Below are 18,489 nucleotides of genomic sequence, written 5' to 3'. Positions count from 1 at the left end.
ATTCATCGCAGACCATAACGTCCAGTACAAGCGCTGCACCATGCCTGCAATACCTCCGCATCAATTCTATTATCTGGAAAATTTCCAGCGCGTGCTCGATTGGATCGCCGGGCGCTACAGTGATTTACTGTCAGGCGAAGAGCGCGGCTTTATCGCTGCGTTTGCGACCTTGCCGCAATCTTCACGCGCATTGCTGACACGCATGGTCATGCGAAAAGGCGAACTGTTTCGTGCCACCAGGCTGTACTACGACGAGATCGGTTGTCCTGACGCGGCGGCCAAACCGCTGGCCGATGCGGGGTGGATCACGTGCAACCCGCCGCTGACCATCGCGCAATTGTTCGGATTGTTGCGCAAGGACGAAATTGTTGCTGCATTTCGCCTGTCGGCAGCCGGCAAGTTGAGCAAGAAAAGTGAATTGCTGGAACAACTGCAACATGAGTTCGCCGAGGCACGGCCGTTGACGCAATGGGTGTCCGATACCGATGAGCTGGTCTATGCAGTGAATGTGACGTCGTTATGTGAACGTTTGCGTCTGATGTTTTTCGGCAATCTCCATCAAGACTGGTCGGAGTTCGTTCTGTCCGACCTCGGCATTTACCGCTATGAACAGGTTGAGTTCTCGGCATCCTCGCGCGGCTTCCGTTCGCGCCAGGACATCGACGACTATCTGCACCTGCACCGATGCCGGGAACGCTTTGATGCCGGCGAGCCGCTGGATGATATCGTTCCGGCGGTTCCGGCCGTTCCTTACCAAAACGCCTGGCTGGAAGGCCGTCGCAACAAGCTGCTGTATCGCATCGCGTATCAGTACGAACGTTGTGGCGAGCTGCCGGCGGCGCTTGAGCTCTATCGCCATTGCCGTTATCCCGGCGCCAGATTGCGCACCATCCGGGTACTGGAAAAAAGCGACCAGGAAGCTGCCGCATTCACGTTATCAGAACAGGCGTTGCAGAGCCCGGAAAATGAAGCGGAGCAGCAGGCGTTGCTGCGCATCTTGCCGCGCCTGCGACGCAAGCTCGGGCATGCCAAAGTGCTGCGTCTGCCAGCGCCGGCAATCGAAGAGCAAACCCTGACGTTGCCATATCCGGGCTTGCCGTTGTCGGTTGAGCAGGTGGTGCAATTGCATCTTTCCGGCGACGACCAGCCGGTGTTCTACGTCGAGAATACGCTGATCAACTCGCTGTTCGGTTTGCTCTGCTGGCCGGCGATTTTCGCTGCATTGCCAGGTGCATTCTTTCATCCGTTTCATCACGGCCCGGCAGATTTGCATCATCCTGATTTCTTTCATCAGCGGCGCGACCTGTTTGCCGCGTGCTTGGCGCAGCTGGATGACGACAGCTACCGGCAGACCATCGTCCAGACCTTTCATGCCAAAGCTGGAATTCAATCGCCGTTTGTATTCTGGGGGGTACTCGATGAAGCATTGTTGATGCTGGCCCTGAAGTGCATTCCGGCAGTGCATTTGAAAAAATATTTTGAACGCATCTTGCGCGACATCCCGGCCAATCGTTCCGGCTTGCCCGATCTCATCCAGTTCTGGCCGCAGGATAAACGCTATCGCCTGCTGGAAGTAAAGGGGCCTGGCGATCGCTTGCAAGACAATCAGATGCGCTGGATCAACTACTGCATCGAACACCAGATGCCGGTAGCCGTGACTTATGTGCAGTGGCTGGAGCGGGCCGCGTGAGTTACGTCGTCGCCGTCCGTACCCTGTGCGAGTTTACCGCCAAGACCGGTGATCTCGATTTGCGCTTTACGCCGGCGCCGACAGCGCAGCAAGGTATTGCAGGACATGGCACGGTGGTGTCACGTCGCGGGAAATATTACGAATCCGAAGTGGCGTTGAGCGGCGTCTGCAAACAGTTGCAGGTACGCGGCCGGGCCGATGGTTACGATGCCGGCTTCAACCGGGTCGAGGAGATCAAGACGTTCCGTGGCGATCTCAAGGCGATGCCGGAAAATCATCGCCACCTGCATTGGGCACAGGCAAAGATATATGGCTGGCTGCTGTGTCAATCGCGCGGGTTGAAGGAGATCACCGTTGCGCTGATTTATTTCGACATCGGCAGTCAAAAAGAGACCATGTTGGCGGAGAAGTATTCAGCCGATGAACTGGAACTGTATTTCGATCAGCAATGTGAACGTTTCATCGCTTGGGCAGATCAGGAATCCGAACATCGCCTGGCGCGCGATGCCGCGTTGACCACATTGCCATTCCCGCACGCAGATTTTCGCCCCGGCCAGCGCCATCTGGCAGAATCGGTCTATAAGTCGGCCTTGTCGGGCCGTCATTTAATGGCGCAGGCGCCGACCGGCATCGGCAAAACCGTCGCCACCATTTTTCCTTTGTTGAAGGCCAGCCCCGGTCAGAAAATCGACAAGATATTCTTTCTCGCGGCGAAGACGCCCGGCCGGCGTCTGGCGCTGGGGTCGATTGAACTGATCAGCAAGGCCCAGAGGGAGGGCAAGCCGGCGCTTCCCTTGCGAGTGTTGGAACTGGTCGCGCGCGACAAGGCGTGTGAGCATCCTGATAAAGCTTGTCATGGCGAATCCTGTCCGTTGGCAAAAGGTTTTTATGACCGGGTCGCTGCCGCGCGTCAGGCGGCGGTCGGCGCGATCACGCTGGATCAGCAAACGCTGCGGGCAGTTGCACTTGAATATCAGGTTTGTCCGTATTACCTGAGTCAGGAATTGGTGCGGTGGAGCGACATCGTCGTCGGCGACTACAACTATTACTTCGATGTCAGTGCGATGCTCTACGGCCTCACCGTTGAAAACGAATGGCGCGCATCCATTCTGGTGGATGAGGCACACAACATGGTCGAGCGCGCACGCAAGATGTATTCCGCCGAACTGGATCAAGCCAGTTTCCGGTTCGCCCGGAAGTCGGCGCCGAAGTCGCTGAAAGGCGTGCTTGATCGCGTCAACCGGCAATGGAACGAGCTGTACCGACATCAGGAGAGTGCGTATCAGGTGCATCACGCGATTGGCGACAAATTCCTCTTTGCCTTGCAACAGGCCGGCACGGAAATCACTGACCTGATGGCAGAAGAACCGGTCAGCATGAATGCAGATCTGCAGCGCTTCTATTTCGATGCCATGCAGTTTTCAAAACTGGCAGAAGTATTCGGCGAACACTCCATGTTCGATATCACCAAAGACGGTCGCCCCGGCAACCGCACGAACGCAGTCCTGTGTCTGCGCAATATCGTCCCTGCGCCATTTCTCAAGCAGCGCTTTGCAACGGCACATTCGGTGACCTTGTTTTCCGCGACATTGGGGCCGCACCAGTTTTATGCCGACATGCTGGGTCTGCCGGATGACACTGCCTGGATCGACGTCGAATCGCCATTTCATGCACAACAGTTATCGGTGCGGATTGCGCGGAAGATTTCGACACGTTATCCGGACCGGGCCAACTCGCTTGCGCCCATCGCGACACTGGTGGCAGAACAATATGCAAGCGCGCCGGGAAATTACATGGCTTTTTTCAGCAGCTTTGACTATTTGAAGCAAGTCAGCGGGTTATTTGCGGAGCGCTATCCGGACATTCCGGTCTGGCAGCAGGCGCGAGGCATGACGGAAACTGAAAAGAATGAATTTCTGGAGCGCTTTGCCGACGGTGGCAAAGGCATCGGTTTTGCCGTTCTCGGCGGCGCCTTCGCGGAAGGCATTGACTTGCCCGGTGACCGGCTGATCGGCGCTTTTGTGGCAACGCTCGGATTGCCCCAGGTGAATCCCGTCAATGAAGAAATGCGGCAGCGCATGGACCTGATATTCGGCAAGGGCTACGACTACACCTACTTGTATCCCGGACTGCAAAAAGTCGTGCAGGCGGCGGGACGCGTCATTCGCACGCAACAAGATCGGGGCTTTATCCATTTGATCGATGACCGCTTTGGTCGCGCCGATGTGCGTGAGTTGTTGCCCGGATGGTGGCGCGTCAACTGACAAAAAAATGCGCGCGAACGGGTCTTCGGACATCGCGCTGCTGCCTGCATCGCCGATAAACAGAGCGTGACAAAAAAGCCGCAGGCAAGCGGTTTAACAGACACTTTCAAATCGGGTTGAACCATTCCGGATTTCCCCCTTCTATTCATACGTGCCCGTCGAAAAGCCTTACTGGTAGCGGTGTCCGGCGATGTCTGTCAGACATTGGAGGGTCCCCGCTGTCAGTGTGACGGAATATTGAAATCAAACAGAAGGAGATTCACATATGAAGACGCGTCAACTCATCATTACCGCTGCCATGCTGGCCGTTACTGGTGGCGCCATGGCCCAGACACAAGTACCTGCTTCGCCAGGCATGGTCGCTCCCGCGTCGACCGCCAATGGCGTATCGAATGATCCGTATGTGCAGAAGCGTCAGTCCGATGCCGATGCCAAGGCCGAGTACAAGGCGGACAAGAAGTCGATCAATCAGCAAAGCAAGGCTGACAAGAAGGCTGCCAAGCAAGAGATGAAGGCGCAAAAGAAAGCCGCGACCGCCGAGCGCAATGCTGAGCTCGCTCAGCCGCAACCCAAGACTGATATGAACAAGGGACACTAAGCGGCGTTGAACCGGGGATGGCCGGAATGTGGCATGAACGAAAAATCGTTCGTCCGGTATTCCCCGTTTTATGCATTTGTCTCAGTCAGGCCTGATCGTTGGCGGCGGTGCTGTCGACGTATCTCAAATTGGTCGCTGTCTCTTAGCGGACGCAAATGGGCAAGAGAAGGTGCTTCGCGTGTGTTCAACACCGAAGAGGGAAATTTCAAAGGAGGGAATGCCTGGCTGCGCAAGCGGAACAATTTTTCGCGCCCATCACGCTGTTTACTCTCTGCTGGTTTCATACATGAATATCGCCTGCGTTGCTGACCCCTTGATTGTTGAATTCTGTCGAAAGCCTTTGCTTTCGTCACGGCGCAAGTCCGGTCCGCCCTTGACCTGCGGCGGCCAATAGCCGCCGCACCGGGTGTTCGAAAAAAACAACTAAGGCTGCGCGCCCGTTGGCGCGAAGGCCGGCTGTTGATTATAATGAGAACCATTCTCATTACTTTTGCCGTCATGACCGACGCTGTTCACTCCCATTACCCAGACATGACTGGCCTCTACACCGGCCATCATCGCTGGCTGCTGGGCTGGCTGCGTCGCCGCACCGACAATCCGGAACTGGCGGCCGATCTGGCGCAGGACACTTTTGTCCGTATCATGGTGTCACGCCGCGAATTTTACCTGGATGAAGCGCGCGTGCTGCTGGCCACCATCGCCCGCGGCCTGGTGATTGATCACTTTCGTCGCTGCGCACTGGAAGCCGCCTTCCTCGAGATGCTGACGCAATTGCCACCGGAACACGTGCCGTCACCAGAGGCGCGGTTGCTCGTGCTGGAAACCCTCAATGAAATCGATGCCATGCTGGCCGCGTTGCCGGCCAAGGTGCGCAGCGCCTTTTTGTTGTCGCAACTGGACGGCCTCGGCTATGCCGAAATCGCCACGCGCCTCGACGTCTCGTTGAGTTCGGTGCAGCAATACATGAAGCGCGCCTTCGTGGCCTGTTACCGGGTCCAGTATGGCGACTGACAGCATTGCCCCGGGCGGCGAAATCGTGATGCTCGCCATCGACTGGATGGTGCGACTGCAATCCGGCACCGCCACCGAGCAAGAACGCGAAGCCTGTCGCCGCTGGCGCGCTGCGGAAGCGCGGCATGAACTGGCCTGGCAGCGGCTGCAATCGCTCAGTGAACGCGTCTCCACTTTGCCCAGCGCGCTGGCGCATGGCAGCATCGGCGACGGCGATACGCGCCATCGCAACAACCGCCGCTTCGCCGTCAAGACCCTGTGTGTGGCCATGGGTGTCGGTCTGGTGGCCGCCGGTAGCAGCGAAGCAGTGCCATGGCGGGCGCTGATGGCTGAATATTCGACCCGCGCCGGAGAACGCCGGCGCGTGGTATTGGCCGACGGTTCGGTGGTCGAACTCAATACCGCCACCGCCATCGACACAGCCTATGACGAACAGTGCCGCCTGGTGCGTCTGCATCGTGGTGAAGTACTGGTGACTACGGCGCATGAACGCGGTCGGGCATATCGTTCGCTGGTGGTGCATACCCGGCTCGGTCTGGCACGCGCGCTGGGCACCCGCTTTCAGGTGCGTGACAGCGAGGCCGGTATGCGGATCGCGGTGTTCGAAGGAGCGGTGGAATTTCATCCCGTCGCGACCTCGCGTGCGATTCGTCTCGATGCCGGGCGCCAGGCCTTGTTCGACCGGCGCGGACTGGTCGGCGATGTGTCGCCGGCCAAGGAAGAAACGGTGGCCTGGACCGATGGTGTCATCGTGGCCAATCACATGCCGCTCGGTGAACTGGTGGCTGAACTGGACCGCAACATGCCCGGCAAGCTGCGCTGCGACCCGGCCATCGCCAGCCTGCCGATCTCGGGCGTGTTCCCCATTGACCAGCCCGCGCGCATCCTGGCTGCGATTGCGCGGACCTTGCCGGTGCAAATCGATACCTTCACTTCCTACTGGATCACCTTGCGTCCACGCCCCGCTGCCTGAGGCCAAAAATAAAGCCAGAAATCTTTTTCAATTTTCTTCTGCAGGTTTTCGCGGCGCATTCGGTTTACTTGATAGCACCTTTGCAAATCACCGTACAAACCTATGAAAACCCTGCCTCGTTTCCCTTCCCGCCCGACCCTGGCCCGGCTGGCCGTACTGGCCGTCTTCGCGATGCCGATGGTCAGCCTGCAGGCGCAAGCCGTCGATAGCCAGCGCCAGGCCTATGACATTCCGGCCGGCCCGCTGGATCAGGTGCTGAACAGCTTCGCCCGGCGTGCCGGCGTCTTGCTGTCGTTCGATCCATCCATCACCCGTGAGCGCCAGACCGCAGGCCTTGCCGGCCGTTATACCGTGACCGAAGGTTTTTCTGCTTTATTGTCCGGCTCTGGCCTGCAAGCAGTGAAGAATGCCGACGGCAGCTACGCGCTGACCGCCATCGCCACCGCCGGCAGCAACAGCAATGCCGTGCTGCCCACCGTGACCATCACCGAAAGTGCCGATCCCACTGCGCCCTATGCAGGCGGCTTGCTGGCCCGCGGCGGCAGTCTGGGCGTACTCGGTACGGCCAGCGTGATGGACACACCGTTCAGCACCACCAACTACACCTCGCAAGGTATCGAAGACGTGCAGGCACGCGCGATTGGCGACGTCATCGCCAACGACGCCTCGGTACGCAATACCAATGGCAACGGCGGCTTCGGCGACAGCTATCAGATTCGCGGCTTCACGATGTCAGCCAACGATGTGGCGTTCAATGGCCTGTATGGAATGGTGCCGCTGACCCGCATGCCAATCGCGATGGTCGAGCGTATCGAAGTGCTGAAAGGGCCGGGTACCCTGATGTACGGCATGGGGCCGGCCGGCGGCATCGGCGGCGCGGTTAACTTGGTCGCCAAGCGCGCGCACGAAGAACCGATTTCCAGTGTGACGGCGACTTACCTGTCCAATTCCCAGTTCGGGCTGAAGGGCGACATCGGCCGTCGTTTCGGCGACAACCAGGAATGGGGCGTACGGGTCAACGCGCTGTACGCCGACGGCAATACCGGCCTGTCTGGCAGCAACCAGCAACAAAGCATGGGTTCGATCGGCCTGGACTACAACGGCAGCCGCGTGCGCTGGAGTCTGGATGCCTATACCCAGCACGAAGACGCCCGCAACTTCCGTCCGCAATTCAGTCTCGGTGCCGGTTTGACCAGCGTGCCTGAGGCACCGTCGGGCAAGACCAATCTGTATCCGGGCAACACCATGCAGTCGGACGACAAGGCAGTTGCCAGCCGTCTGGAATATGACATCAACGACACCCTGACCGCCTACGGCGCGGTGGGGTATCACGTGGCGCAGTCGGCGCAGAATTTTCCGCGTGCCACCATCACCACGGAGCAAGGCGCTACCAGCGTGACCAACGGCTACTACGACCAGAAGGTGACTTCCACCTCGGCCGACGTCGGTTTGCGCACGCGCTTCAACACCGGCGCCATCAAGCACACGCTGATCGCGGGCGCCAACATGCTGGATCAGCAGACCGATTTCTTCTATAAATTGTCGCAGACCAGCGTCACATCGAACCTGTATAACCCTGCGCCGCTGGGTGCCATCAGCTTTGCGCGCGGCACCGAAACCCCGCAAAATCAGGTGCGCCTGACCAGCTTCGCATTGACCGATACGGTGCAGATATTTGATGATCGCCTGCGCATCAGCGCCGGCTTGCGTCGCCAGCAAATCTATACCCACAGTCTGGTAAGCGCTTCGCAAACCTCCAACAAGACGGCCATTTCGCCGGTGCTGGCGGTGGTCGTCAAGCCGCTCGAGAATCTGTCACTGTACGCCAACTACACGGCAGCACTGACGTCGGGTGGTTTTGCCGCTGCCCAATACGCCAACGCGGGACAGGCGTTCGCGCCATCCAAGTCCAAGCAATATGAAACCGGTGCCAAGATCGACTGGGGCCGCGTGACAACCACGGCCGCATTGTTCCAGATCGAGCAAAAGAACGGCTCGACCGAGGTGATCAACGGATTGTCCTATGCCACCCAAGATGGCCGCGCGCGCATTCGCGGTCTGGAGCTGGCAGCGTACGGCGAAATCCAGCGCGGCCTGCGTTTCAATGCCAGCGGTACCTTCTTCGACACCCAGCAATCGCACACCGCCGGTGGCGCTACCGATGGCAAGGAAGTGGGCGCGGTGCCGAACCACAACTTCAACCTCGGCCTGGATTGGGATACTCCGTGGGTGACAGGACTGGCGCTGAATACCCGCATCGCGAAGACCGGTTCCATGTGGTACAACAACACCAATGCGCTGAAGGTACCCGGCTGGACCCGCGCTGACATCGGGGCGCGCTACATCAGCAAGGGCGCCGCTCAGGTCGTCACCTATCGCGCCAACATCGAGAACCTGTTCGACAAGAACTACTGGGTGATGCAGAACGGTTATGTCGGTACCGCTTCCGGCCGCACCTTTGTGCTGTCGGCGCAAGTCGATTTCTGATGCAGGCCGGGCTACGCATCACATCGTTGTGCGCAGCCAGCCTGATTGGGTATTTCTGCTGCCGGACCTGTGAAGGTGCCCCGGCGACGGATAGCCGGACACAACGATAGTCTGAAATACAAAACGTCTTTTACTGCCGGCACCTGCCGCCGCTGTCGCTAATCGAAAATCACATCGCCGCTGCCAGCGCGTTGCACATTGCGTTTGGGTGGCGATCCTTTGATGTGCGCATCGCCGGATCCGGCGATTTCTACCGTGGCGGATTGCGCGGCATAAGCGCGCACATCACCCGAACCGCGGATCCGGACGGCTGCGGACCTGGCCCGTATGCCGCCGATATCGACGTCCCCGGATCCCGTCACGACAACGTCGACCGTATCCACTGAACCCGACGCATTGATGTTTCCGGAGCCGGCAACCCGCAGTTGCAACGCCGCACCCGCAAGTCCGGCGCCGGTAAAGCTGCCTGAGCCGTCAATCCGGATGGCGGTTGGCGACGGCCCCGAGATCAAGGCGCGTATCGGGGCGCTGGTCGAGAACGCCCGCTTCGTTGCCAGAACCAACTCACCAGCCACGACGTCCACAGTGATCAGCGGCAAGATATTTTCCTGCGCCAACAGACGCACGGACGGCGTCGCCGAGACCGTGTAAGTGACATCGACCGGCCCCTCGATCTTGATCGCGTTAAAGCCGGTGACAGGTCTCACTGCTTCCTTGACCGGACCGTGACCGGTGACGCTGTCACCAGCGCCGGACACGTTTTTCCCGCCGCCGGTCACCACGCTGTAGCCATCACTCCCGGGCGCGCCGTTTGCTGCTGCGACCACATTGCTTGCGGCCTGGCATGACATGGTCATGGCGGCGAGCAGATTTCCGACCATCAATATCTTGTTCATTTCGGCCCTTTCTGAAGTGACCGCTAACCTTATTCATTCTGCGATATCGACTGCGGCAGGCTGCTTTGCGGGTGCCGTGCAGCGTAACCGAAATCCGGTATCGTGCCGGCCCGCAACATCCGGCCGGTTCCGTCAACCAAAGGCGGATCAGTGTCTGACAACGATCTGGCGTTGAAAACATCACCATACCTCTGTGCGGGTTCCGGATGGTGTAATTTTTTGTGTCTGATAAATGACGTCAGCATCACATCAGCGACGGCACCGGCCGAGACCTCGAATCCGAAAGGATCATCATCCTTTCACCGCATCTAGATTGAGATTCGGGCCAAGTGTTACATAAGTATCACGGCACGCATTGATTCCGCAGAGGTTTAAAAGAGGGATGGAATTTTTTCCTGCTGATGGCGTTGTTGTTTCTGCAATCTCGATGCCGACGGTTTGGAATGGGGGTGTCGATATCCCCATTTTCTACATACGGTGCAATCAACCAGGCGCTCCAGCCTCCAGGGAGATATAAATCCAGAAGCTGCCCGTGAAGCAACCTTTATCAAGTTGATGCCGGTGTCGGCAAATATGCTTTACACTGATATGTCAGATTGTCACGTCTAAAAATAAACTCAATGAACACCAGAACAGTAAACGGCATGCCGGTAAAAGTGGCACCAAATGCAGAAACGGTCTCGGATCAGGCCTACACGGCAATTGTTGATTTGATTCTCTCGCATCAGTTGCGGCCAGGGGAAAGAACCTCGGTCATTCAGCTTGCAGAACGCCTTGCAATGGGGCGCACGCCAGTCAAAGAGGCGATTACACGTCTTCAGGCCGAAGGTCTTCTGTCCGTTGCCGGAAGAAGCGGGACGACAGTCAATTCCATTGATGAGGATACTGCGAGGCAGATTTTCGCGCTGCGCCGTAACTTGGAGACCTTTGCCGTTAGCGACGCTGTAAAAAATGCGAAGGCAGAAGATATCAAGCTCTTGCGTAATTTATTGAGTGAGTTATCGAAATCATCGGTTTCTTCCAGGAATTTTGCGGAAGATGCATTGCGGTTTGTTAGCGCGAATGTGAAATTTCATGCGCTGATCGTGGGAAGCGCGGGGAATCCGACGCTTGATCGTCTGTATGGGCAAATTCAATTACAAGCGCAGATCGTTACGTACCTCTTTCACCGGGGAGTAAATCCGGATTCCTTCAAACATCGCCAGGATGAGCACGTAGCAATTGTCGACGCGTTGGAAGAGAGAGATGCCGCGCGATTGAAAAAACTGCTGGCGAGTCATGCGGAAACTACAGAGCGCAGTGTACTGGAGGCGCTGTCAAATATTGCGAGTACAAGCACAAAACGTCTTCAGCGCATCGGGGTTGCACAAAATGATAATGTATCCAAGAAAAAGCCAGTCACAAAGAAAGCCCGGCAACCCAAATAGATTGTTGTCCGGGCTTTGGCCGTATTGACGTCTACATCAATGCTTCGGCGATCGCCTTGCCGACATCGCTTGTAGAGGAAGATCCTCCCAAATCGGGAGTTCTGGGGCCGGAAGTGAGTACGGTTTCAATTGCCTTGACAATCGCTTCTGCCGCGGAAAATTCCCCCAGATGTTCCAGCATCATCGCGCCGGACCAAATTTGTCCAATGGGATTGGAAATCTTCTTGCCAAATATATCTGGCGCCGAGCCATGAACCGGCTCGAACATCGATGGATATTCGCGTTCGGGATTGATATTTCCTCCCGGGGCAATGGCAATAGTTCCGGCGCAGGCAGGCCCCAGATCTGAAAGAATATCTCCGAACAAATTGGATGCCACGATGACGTCGAACCTTTGCGGGTTCAAAACGAAATGGGCCGTTAGAATATCAATATGATATTGATCCGACTTTACCTGTGGATATTCTTGTGACATTGCGGCAAACCGTTCGTCCCAGTATGGCATTGTGATTGCAATGCCATTCGATTTCGTCGCAGATGTTACATGCCGGCGACGTTGTCCGGCGCGCTCAAATGCATAGCGCATGATGCGATCAACGCCGTTGCGCGTGAAAACACTTTCTTGCGTCACTTTTTCAGCACTGGTCCCTTCGTCGAACCTGTTGCCGACCGCCGAATACTCACCTTCCGTATTTTCCCGAACGATCAGCATGTCAATATCGGCAGGGCCTCTGCCTGCAAGCGGAGATTTGACTCCGGGCATCAATCGAACCGGGCGTACGTTGGCGTATTGCTGGAATTCTTTACGGATTGGAATTAATAAACCCCAAAGCGAAACATGATCCGGCACGCCAGGATACCCGACGGCGCCGAGATAGATGGCGTCGTGGTGACGGATTTTATCGAGCCCGTCATCCGGCATCATCTTTCCTGTATTTTTATAGTATTCACAGGACCAGGGATGCTCATCCCATTTCAATGAAAATCCATACTTGCTACCTGCTGCTTCGACTACACGAACTCCTTCAGGAACCACCTCGTGGCCGATGCCATCGCCAGGAATCAACGCGATCTGATAGTGACGTTTCATGGATCAACCCTCCGTCAGGCGATTTGTCGCCCGGCGAATTTCATAAGCCTTAAGCTGCATCCAGGTGAGCCGGTGGATAGACGCATCCAGTCCATGAGCGTCAGCCTTGTCTTTCATGAAGCCCAGGATATGCTCTCCCTCGATGGCGTTTTTTCGTTCGATATCGCGAAGAATTGAGGGCACATACTTGGAACTGACATCGTTGAATAACCTGGTGTATTCGGCGATGAAATCTGCGGAGATCGGGTATCCCTCGAGGCCTGCAATGGCGGCGTTGGTATTCAGAAAATGAAGCATCAACTCGGTGCCGCCGGGTACCTGCGCAATTTCTCCTACACTGGCACGCATCAAGCACGTTGCACCTGCTACGCTGGAAAGATGAACGATCTTTTCCCACATGTGCTGCATGATGTCTGGCACCGCCTTGGCTTTTACAGACTCCTCCGGAAAGGCAGACTGGAGATATTTGACGCGTGCACTCATCTCACCGTTCTGCTCTCCGAATGTAATGTAATTCCAATCATTCAAATGGGCGATTACGCCTTCAGCGGTCAGTGTCACCACGATTTTTGCCAAACCTCCCAATACACGCTCTTTCCCGAATTCCTTATTCAGGCGCTCAATATGAGCAATGCCGTTCAACAAGGGCAAAATTGCAGTGTCAGGTCCTACGGCAGGACGGATTGCCTCGATCGCAGAATCCAAATCAAAGGCCTTGCTGGTGAGCAAAATCAAATCCCAATCCGGCTTCAGCTGGTCTTGTGAAATGGTCTTTACCTGTCCGGAAAAATTCCCATAAGCGCTCGTAATAACCAGGCCATTTTGTTGTAATTGCGCGGCACGTCGGGGCCGCACCAGAAAGGTGACGTCCGCACCAGCTTGTGCCAATCGTCCACCGTAATATCCGCCGATTGAACCGGCACCTAGAACCAAAATCTTCATGAAAACTCCGTGGAGGGTTGAAAGTCAATTAAAGGTCTTATCACCACTTTGGTGAGCCTTCGAAACGAGTAACTGGCAGGTCATTCTGACATGTCAGTTTAAAAAAGAAAAGCTGAATTTTCAATTGACATTTTAAACTGACATGTCAATACTGAGTGTCAGGCACTTACTTTTTGACTAATCACGGAGTTTTTGAATGACCAATTCATCTGTTTCAAACGATTCCTTTCACACTGAGCGACGCCCTTTCATCGCGGCATGTGTGCAAGCATCACCGGTTAATTACGACGTTGCGAAAACACTGGAGAAAGTCGCCGACTTTACTGCGGATGCGGCTGCCAAAGGTGCAAAATTGGTCCTCTTTCCCGAGGCATTCATTTCCGCCTACCCGCGCGGCGCGGCGTTTGGAACGGTGATCGGTTCACGTTCCATGGATGGCAGAGAAGAATTTCGTCGTTATTACGAGTCTTCGATCGATGTTCCCGGACCGGCGGTAGACACCTTGGCTGCCATCTCTCATAAAAACAATACCGATATAGTGATTGGGGTGATCGAACGCGATGGTGGAACGCTGTACTGCACCGTGCTGTTCTTCAATGCAAGGCAGGGATATTTGGGAAAGCATCGGAAGCTGATGCCAACTGGTGGTGAGCGTCTGGTGTGGGGATTTGGCGATGGCTCGACAATGCCCGTATTTGATACCCCACTCGGCAGGTTGGGATCCGTTATTTGCTGGGAAAACTACATGCCGTTGATGCGATCTGCAATGTACGGACAAAAAATCGAAATTTACTGTGCTCCGACAGCTGATGCGCGCCCCACCTGGCTTCCAACCATGCAACACATTGCGCTTGAAGGGCGGTGTTTTGTTCTTTCCACAAACCAGTTCAGTCGCCGCAGCGACTTTCCTTCCGACTTTCCCGTTCACCTTCCGGAAAACCCGGACACGGTAGTTTGTCGCGGCGGCGCCTGCATCATCGATCCAATGGGAACGGTTCTTGCTGGTCCCCTGTGGGATCAAGAAGGTATCGTATCCGCAGAAGTGGATTTGAACATGATTACCAAAGCGATGTTCGACTTTGATCCGGTTGGGCATTACAGCAGGCCGGACGTCTTTACCTTGAATGTAGATGCCCGAAGCAAGCCGGCCGTGCGCTTTAACTACGAAGGAGAGTGAGCAATGTCATCAATGGTTCTCCGCTACACCTCGCTCTCTCCGTTTTCTCGCAAGGTGTTGTTGCTGGCGATTGAGCGAGGGTTGATGTCGCGTCTGGAGTTGAAAGCGACAGAGGTGGGAACGCATGTATCTCTGGCGACGCCGGCGCATGATGACTTGGCCCGGTGTGCTCCGTTGATGAAAATTCCTGTGCTGACTCTTGAAAACGGTACGTCGCTCTATGACTCCCGGGTCATTTGCGAGTATCTGGATACCCGGCATTCGCAGGCTTCGTTATTTCCGATCTCAGATGACATGCGGTGGATTGCATTGAGAATCCAATCGCTTGCAGATGGAATAATGGATGCATCACTTCTATGCCGCTTCGAGTCCGCTCGCGAAGAGTCGAAGCGCTCTGTCGAATGGATAGATGCTCAAACCAGGCGCATTCTTCAGGGGATCAACTTCCTCGACAAAGATGTTCACTACATGCAGGAGCCGCTTCATATCGGTGCTATTTCGGCAGCGTGTGCGCTTGGCTATCTTGACTTCCGATTTGCGCATTTGAACTGGCGGATCGGGCATGACGCACTTGCACAGTGGTTCGATGACTTCTCCCGGAGGCCATCAATGCAACGAACCAAGCCGGTTCCTATCGTTATCTAGCGAAAACTTTCGGTTACTCATCACGCTTTAACAGCGACATGGCCTTTACCGGCCAGGGTGTTGTGCAAGCATTTTTTCAAATTACTTTGACTAAGGGAGCAACAACATGGATACAACAAGGCGTTCGTTTTTAAAAACTGCAATTGGCACGGGGTCACTGGTTGCGGCAGGCGGCTTTGCCTTGCCGGCGCGGGCAGCTGAATTTCAGTACAAATTGGGGCACCCGTATCCTGAGAATCTTCCCGTGCATACGCACGCTCTGGCAGCAGCAGAAAAAATCTTGAAAGAGACAAACGGGCGGGTCGATATCAAGGTCTATGGCAACAGTGCCCTGGGCGGAGATACCCAAATGATCTCGCAAGTGCGCAGCGGCGCCTTGCAGTTCTATTCGGGCGCAGGCGTAATTGTATCCAGTCTCGTGCCAGTCGCCGCGATCAGTGGCGTCGGATTCGCATTTAACAACTACAAATCAATCTGGACGGCACTGGACGGAAATCTGGGGGCTCACATTCGCGGCGCCTTTGGTAAAGCCGGTCTCTTTGCATTTGATAAATGCTGGGATACGGGATTTCGTCAGGTCAGCAGTGGTACCAAGCCTGTCAAGACACCGGCAGACTTGAATGGTTTCAAGATTCGGGTCCCGGTCAGTCGTGCTTATACGTCATTGTTTTCAGCACTTGGCGCATCCCCCGCAAGCATCAATTTGGCGGAAGTCTATTCCGCGTTGCAGACAAAAATCGTAGACGGCCAGGAAAACTCTCTCGCGGTCTTTGCGGGTGCCAAATTCTTCGAGGTTCAAAAATACCTGTCTCTCACAAACCACCTCTGGGATGGATCGTGGTTGTTGGCAAATGGCGCTGCATGGAAAGCGTTGCCGCCTGAGCTCCAGACGATCGTTGCCAAAAATTTCAACGAAGCGGCGGTGGCACAGCGTATCGAGTCAGAAAAATTCAATCTGGATTGGCGCACCAGGCTCAAAGCACAATCAGTTGAGTTTAACGACGTCAATCCCGATGAGTTCAAGGCGGCTTTACGCAAGGCTGGCTATTACAAGGATTGGGCTGAACGTTATGGCCCTGAAGCATGGAGTTTGCTGGAGAAATATGCCGGAAAGCTTGCCTGACATATTACTTCAAGGGAAGTCGTTGGAGACCGCGACTTCATCTTCCAACAACCGTATGGCCGGAAAATAAAAATCCGCCGTATTAAGGATAGGAATTAAAAACATGATGCATTCGGCCAGCGAATCGGATGTTACGGAAATTGACAACTCAAGGCACGCAACCTGGTTCTTCCAGCGTTTAGCGGCCTCTCTTGAGAAATACATCGGCAATATTGTAGAAGGATTGGCTGCGATCTTGGTCGTTGCTGAGGTAATCATTTTGTTTGCAGGCGTGATATCCCGATACGCATTTCATAAGCCAATCGTCGCTGCGGACGAGATATCAGCGATTCTTTTCCTTTGGCTCTCGATGCTGGGTGCGGTAATTGCTTTCAGGCGCCGAAACCACATGCGAATGATGGCTGTGGTCAATAAGGTTTCAAAATCGAGGGAAAGAATCCTGAATGCGGTCGCGACCGCCGCTGCAATCGCTTTCTGCGTAATGTTGCTTACGCCCGCGCTTCACTATGCAATGGACGAGCAAATCATCCTGACGCCAGCGCTGGAAATATCTGCAATGTGGCGTGCTATCGCGCTGCCGATTGGTGTCGGTCTGATGGCGATACTGGGCATCTGCCACCTCCTGCGAGAGGAGCACTACGCCGCCACTTGCATTGCGGTTTCACTGACGTTGTCTGTCATGCTTGGCTTCTATCTGATTAGTCCTGCATTGCCTCAACTCGGCAACTACAATTTACTCATTTTCTTTGTGGGCTTTGTTGCCGTGACTGTTGCCTCCGGCATTCCCATTGCATTTTGCTTCGGGCTTGCGACCTTCGGATACTTGTCGCTCTCAACGACGGTTCCCTTGGAGGTTGTGGTCGGCACAATGGACGAAGGCATGTCTCATTTGATTTTGCTGTCAGTTCCGTTATTTGTTTTTCTGGGATTACTCATTGAGATGACTGGAATGGCCAAGTCCATGGTTGCGTTCTTGGCCAGTCTTGTCGGACATGTGAGAGGTGGTTTGAGTTATGTCTTGGTCGGTGCCATGTATCTTATCTCCGGCATTTCCGGCGCCAAGGCCGCAGACATGGCCGCCGTTGCACCTGTCTTGTTTCCGGAGATGAGGGAGCGCGGTGCCAAACCAGGAGATCTCGTCGCGCTGCTGGCCGCGACCGGGGCGCAAACTGAGTCGATTCCTCCGAGCCTCGTTTTAATCACCATCGGATCTGTTACCGGCGTCTCTATTGCAGCTTTATTCACAGGCGGGCTACTGCCGGCGGTCTTGTTGGGTTCGATGCTATGCATCGTGGTGTGGTATCGCTATCGCAATGAAGATCTGTCGCATGTTCGCAAGGCAACCGGAAAAACGATTCTCAAAACATTGCTGATTGCGTCGCCATCGTTAGCGCTGCCGTTCATTATCCGGGCGGCAGTTGTGGAAGGCGTTGCTACGGCAACCGAAGTGTCAACCATTGGTATTGTCTATTCCATCATCGTCGGCTTGTTGATTTATCGAAAATTTGATTGGTCACGGATACCTTCGATGCTGGTGGAGACCGCATCGTTATCAGGAGCGATTCTTTTGATTATTGGTGCCGCTACCGGTATGGCATGGTCATTGACACAATCGGGTTTCGCGCATGAACTGGCTTCCTTGATGGCTAACCTGCCGGGGGGGCGAGTCACGTTCCTGATCGTTTCCATGTTCGCATTCATTGTTTTGGGCAGTGTTTTGGAGGGCATTCCCGCCATTGTGTTGTTCGGACCTCTCCTGTTTCCAATTGCCAGGCAGATGGGAGTGCATGAGGTTCATTATTCGATGATTGTTATTCTTGCAATGGGTATTGGTTTGTTTGCGCCACCATTTGGCGTCGGTTATTACGCGGCCTGTGCTATCAGCAAGATTAATCCCGTCGAAGGCATGAAGCCAATCGTTGGATATTTGCTTGCTTTGATCGTCGGTTTGTTAATTGTCGTTGCAGTACCCTGGATATCAATCGGATTTTTGTAATCACAAAGGGCCTGGATGATTCAATGTGAAAATTGAATTGTCCTCGCTTGCCTGTGCAACAGCGAGAGAACATGAAAATAGGAATTCCAATCGAAAGTCGGGAGGGAGAACCGCGCGTCGCGGCGATCCCGGAAACGGTCAAGAAAATGATCGCCGCCAAACATGAAGTG

Annotated in this window: 14 protein-coding genes; 11 read left to right on the top strand and 3 right to left on the bottom strand. The window is 55.2% G+C overall.

What is annotated here, in order from left to right; all coding sequences use genetic code 11:
* Positions 1–40 precede the first annotated feature (40 nt).
* The 6 genes from AKL27_RS14855 to AKL27_RS14830 all read left to right on the top strand — a co-directional run bounded on the left by AKL27_RS14855 (position 41) and on the right by AKL27_RS14830 (position 9,023).
* Positions 41–1,690 carry a VRR-NUC domain-containing protein gene (locus AKL27_RS14855; protein ID WP_050463635.1) on the top strand — a complete coding sequence of 550 codons (1,650 nt, stop codon included), beginning with the start codon at positions 41–43 and terminating at the stop codon, positions 1,688–1,690.
* A complete protein-coding gene (locus AKL27_RS14850; protein ID WP_050463634.1) occupies positions 1,687–3,954 on the top strand; it encodes an ATP-dependent DNA helicase in 2,268 nt (755 codons plus the stop codon). Before AKL27_RS14855 ends, AKL27_RS14850 begins: the two co-directional genes overlap by 4 nt.
* A 265-nt stretch (positions 3,955–4,219) precedes the next feature.
* Positions 4,220–4,552 carry a hypothetical protein gene (locus AKL27_RS14845; RefSeq protein WP_050463633.1) on the top strand — a complete coding sequence of 111 codons (333 nt, stop codon included), beginning with the start codon at positions 4,220–4,222 and terminating at the stop codon, positions 4,550–4,552.
* Positions 4,553–5,083: 531 nt separating this feature from the next.
* Positions 5,084–5,563: a sigma-70 family RNA polymerase sigma factor gene (locus AKL27_RS14840; protein ID WP_157056942.1), complete on the top strand. Its 480-nt coding sequence runs from the start codon at positions 5,084–5,086 to the stop codon at positions 5,561–5,563.
* Complete coding sequence (locus tag AKL27_RS14835; RefSeq protein WP_050463631.1) at positions 5,553–6,536, top strand: FecR domain-containing protein; 984 nt, start codon at positions 5,553–5,555, stop codon at positions 6,534–6,536. Before AKL27_RS14840 ends, AKL27_RS14835 begins: the two co-directional genes overlap by 11 nt.
* A 102-nt stretch (positions 6,537–6,638) precedes the next feature.
* A complete protein-coding gene (locus AKL27_RS14830) occupies positions 6,639–9,023 on the top strand; it encodes a TonB-dependent receptor (protein ID WP_050463630.1) in 2,385 nt (794 codons plus the stop codon).
* 158 nt (positions 9,024–9,181) lie between these two features.
* Here the strand turns inward: AKL27_RS14830 and AKL27_RS14825 are convergent, their stop codons facing one another.
* Positions 9,182–9,919: a head GIN domain-containing protein gene (locus tag AKL27_RS14825; RefSeq protein ID WP_050463629.1), complete on the bottom strand. Its 738-nt coding sequence runs from the start codon at positions 9,917–9,919 to the stop codon at positions 9,182–9,184.
* 620 nt (positions 9,920–10,539) lie between these two features.
* Here AKL27_RS14825 and AKL27_RS14820 point away from each other — a divergent pair.
* The gene (locus tag AKL27_RS14820) at positions 10,540–11,346 is read left to right on the top strand and encodes a GntR family transcriptional regulator (protein WP_198155977.1); all 807 of its coding nucleotides are present in this window, start codon (positions 10,540–10,542) and stop codon (positions 11,344–11,346) included.
* Positions 11,347–11,377: 31 nt separating this feature from the next.
* Here AKL27_RS14820 and AKL27_RS14815 read toward each other — a convergent pair whose 3' ends face one another.
* Positions 11,378–12,436, bottom strand: a complete 1,059-nt coding sequence (locus AKL27_RS14815) for a tartrate dehydrogenase (protein WP_050463628.1) — start codon at positions 12,434–12,436, stop codon at positions 11,378–11,380.
* 3 nt (positions 12,437–12,439) lie between these two features.
* Positions 12,440–13,378: a ketopantoate reductase family protein gene (locus AKL27_RS14810; protein ID WP_050463627.1), complete on the bottom strand. Its 939-nt coding sequence runs from the start codon at positions 13,376–13,378 to the stop codon at positions 12,440–12,442.
* A gap of 196 nt (positions 13,379–13,574) precedes the next feature.
* On the opposite strand from AKL27_RS14810, the gene AKL27_RS14805 reads away from it, so the two are divergent.
* The 4 genes from AKL27_RS14805 to AKL27_RS14790 all read left to right on the top strand — a co-directional run bounded on the left by AKL27_RS14805 (position 13,575) and on the right by AKL27_RS14790 (position 18,319).
* Complete coding sequence (locus tag AKL27_RS14805) at positions 13,575–14,555, top strand: nitrilase-related carbon-nitrogen hydrolase (RefSeq protein WP_050463626.1); 981 nt, start codon at positions 13,575–13,577, stop codon at positions 14,553–14,555.
* 3 nt (positions 14,556–14,558) lie between these two features.
* Positions 14,559–15,200 (top strand): glutathione S-transferase family protein, encoded by a 642-nt coding sequence (locus tag AKL27_RS14800; protein ID WP_083439065.1) that lies wholly within the window; start codon positions 14,559–14,561, stop codon positions 15,198–15,200.
* Positions 15,201–15,306: 106 nt separating this feature from the next.
* Positions 15,307–16,323 carry a TRAP transporter substrate-binding protein gene (locus AKL27_RS14795; RefSeq protein ID WP_050463624.1) on the top strand — a complete coding sequence of 339 codons (1,017 nt, stop codon included), beginning with the start codon at positions 15,307–15,309 and terminating at the stop codon, positions 16,321–16,323.
* 103 nt (positions 16,324–16,426) lie between these two features.
* A complete protein-coding gene (locus AKL27_RS14790) occupies positions 16,427–18,319 on the top strand; it encodes a TRAP transporter large permease (protein ID WP_050463622.1) in 1,893 nt (630 codons plus the stop codon).
* Positions 18,320–18,489: the final 170 nt, after the last annotated feature.

This window comes from Herbaspirillum autotrophicum, assembly GCF_001189915.1.
GTDB classification, from domain to species: domain Bacteria; phylum Pseudomonadota; class Gammaproteobacteria; order Burkholderiales; family Burkholderiaceae_D; genus Herbaspirillum; species Herbaspirillum autotrophicum.
Note: the sequence above shows the minus strand (reverse complement) of the source record. Positions and strands in the feature narration are given on the sequence as shown.

Bases quoted from the DNA above. Each gene is read 5' to 3' on its own strand.
- AKL27_RS14825 (WP_050463629.1), bottom strand. From the start codon at position 9,919: ATGAACAAGATATTGATGGTCGGAAATCTGCTCGCCGCCATGACCATG.
- AKL27_RS14855 (WP_050463635.1), top strand. From the start codon at position 41: ATGCCTGCAATACCTCCGCATCAATTCTATTATCTGGAAAATTTCCAG.
- AKL27_RS14815 (WP_050463628.1), bottom strand. From the start codon at position 12,436: ATGAAACGTCACTATCAGATCGCGTTGATTCCTGGCGATGGCATCGGC.
- AKL27_RS14845 (WP_050463633.1), top strand. From the start codon at position 4,220: ATGAAGACGCGTCAACTCATCATTACCGCTGCCATGCTGGCCGTTACT.
- AKL27_RS14840 (WP_157056942.1), top strand. From the start codon at position 5,084: ATGACTGGCCTCTACACCGGCCATCATCGCTGGCTGCTGGGCTGGCTG.
- AKL27_RS14810 (WP_050463627.1), bottom strand. From the start codon at position 13,378: ATGAAGATTTTGGTTCTAGGTGCCGGTTCAATCGGCGGATATTACGGT.
- AKL27_RS14795 (WP_050463624.1), top strand. From the start codon at position 15,307: ATGGATACAACAAGGCGTTCGTTTTTAAAAACTGCAATTGGCACGGGG.
- AKL27_RS14800 (WP_083439065.1), top strand. From the start codon at position 14,559: ATGTCATCAATGGTTCTCCGCTACACCTCGCTCTCTCCGTTTTCTCGC.
- AKL27_RS14830 (WP_050463630.1), top strand. From the start codon at position 6,639: ATGAAAACCCTGCCTCGTTTCCCTTCCCGCCCGACCCTGGCCCGGCTG.
- AKL27_RS14820 (WP_198155977.1), top strand. From the start codon at position 10,540: ATGAACACCAGAACAGTAAACGGCATGCCGGTAAAAGTGGCACCAAAT.
- AKL27_RS14790 (WP_050463622.1), top strand. From the start codon at position 16,427: ATGATGCATTCGGCCAGCGAATCGGATGTTACGGAAATTGACAACTCA.
- AKL27_RS14835 (WP_050463631.1), top strand. From the start codon at position 5,553: ATGGCGACTGACAGCATTGCCCCGGGCGGCGAAATCGTGATGCTCGCC.
- AKL27_RS14805 (WP_050463626.1), top strand. From the start codon at position 13,575: ATGACCAATTCATCTGTTTCAAACGATTCCTTTCACACTGAGCGACGC.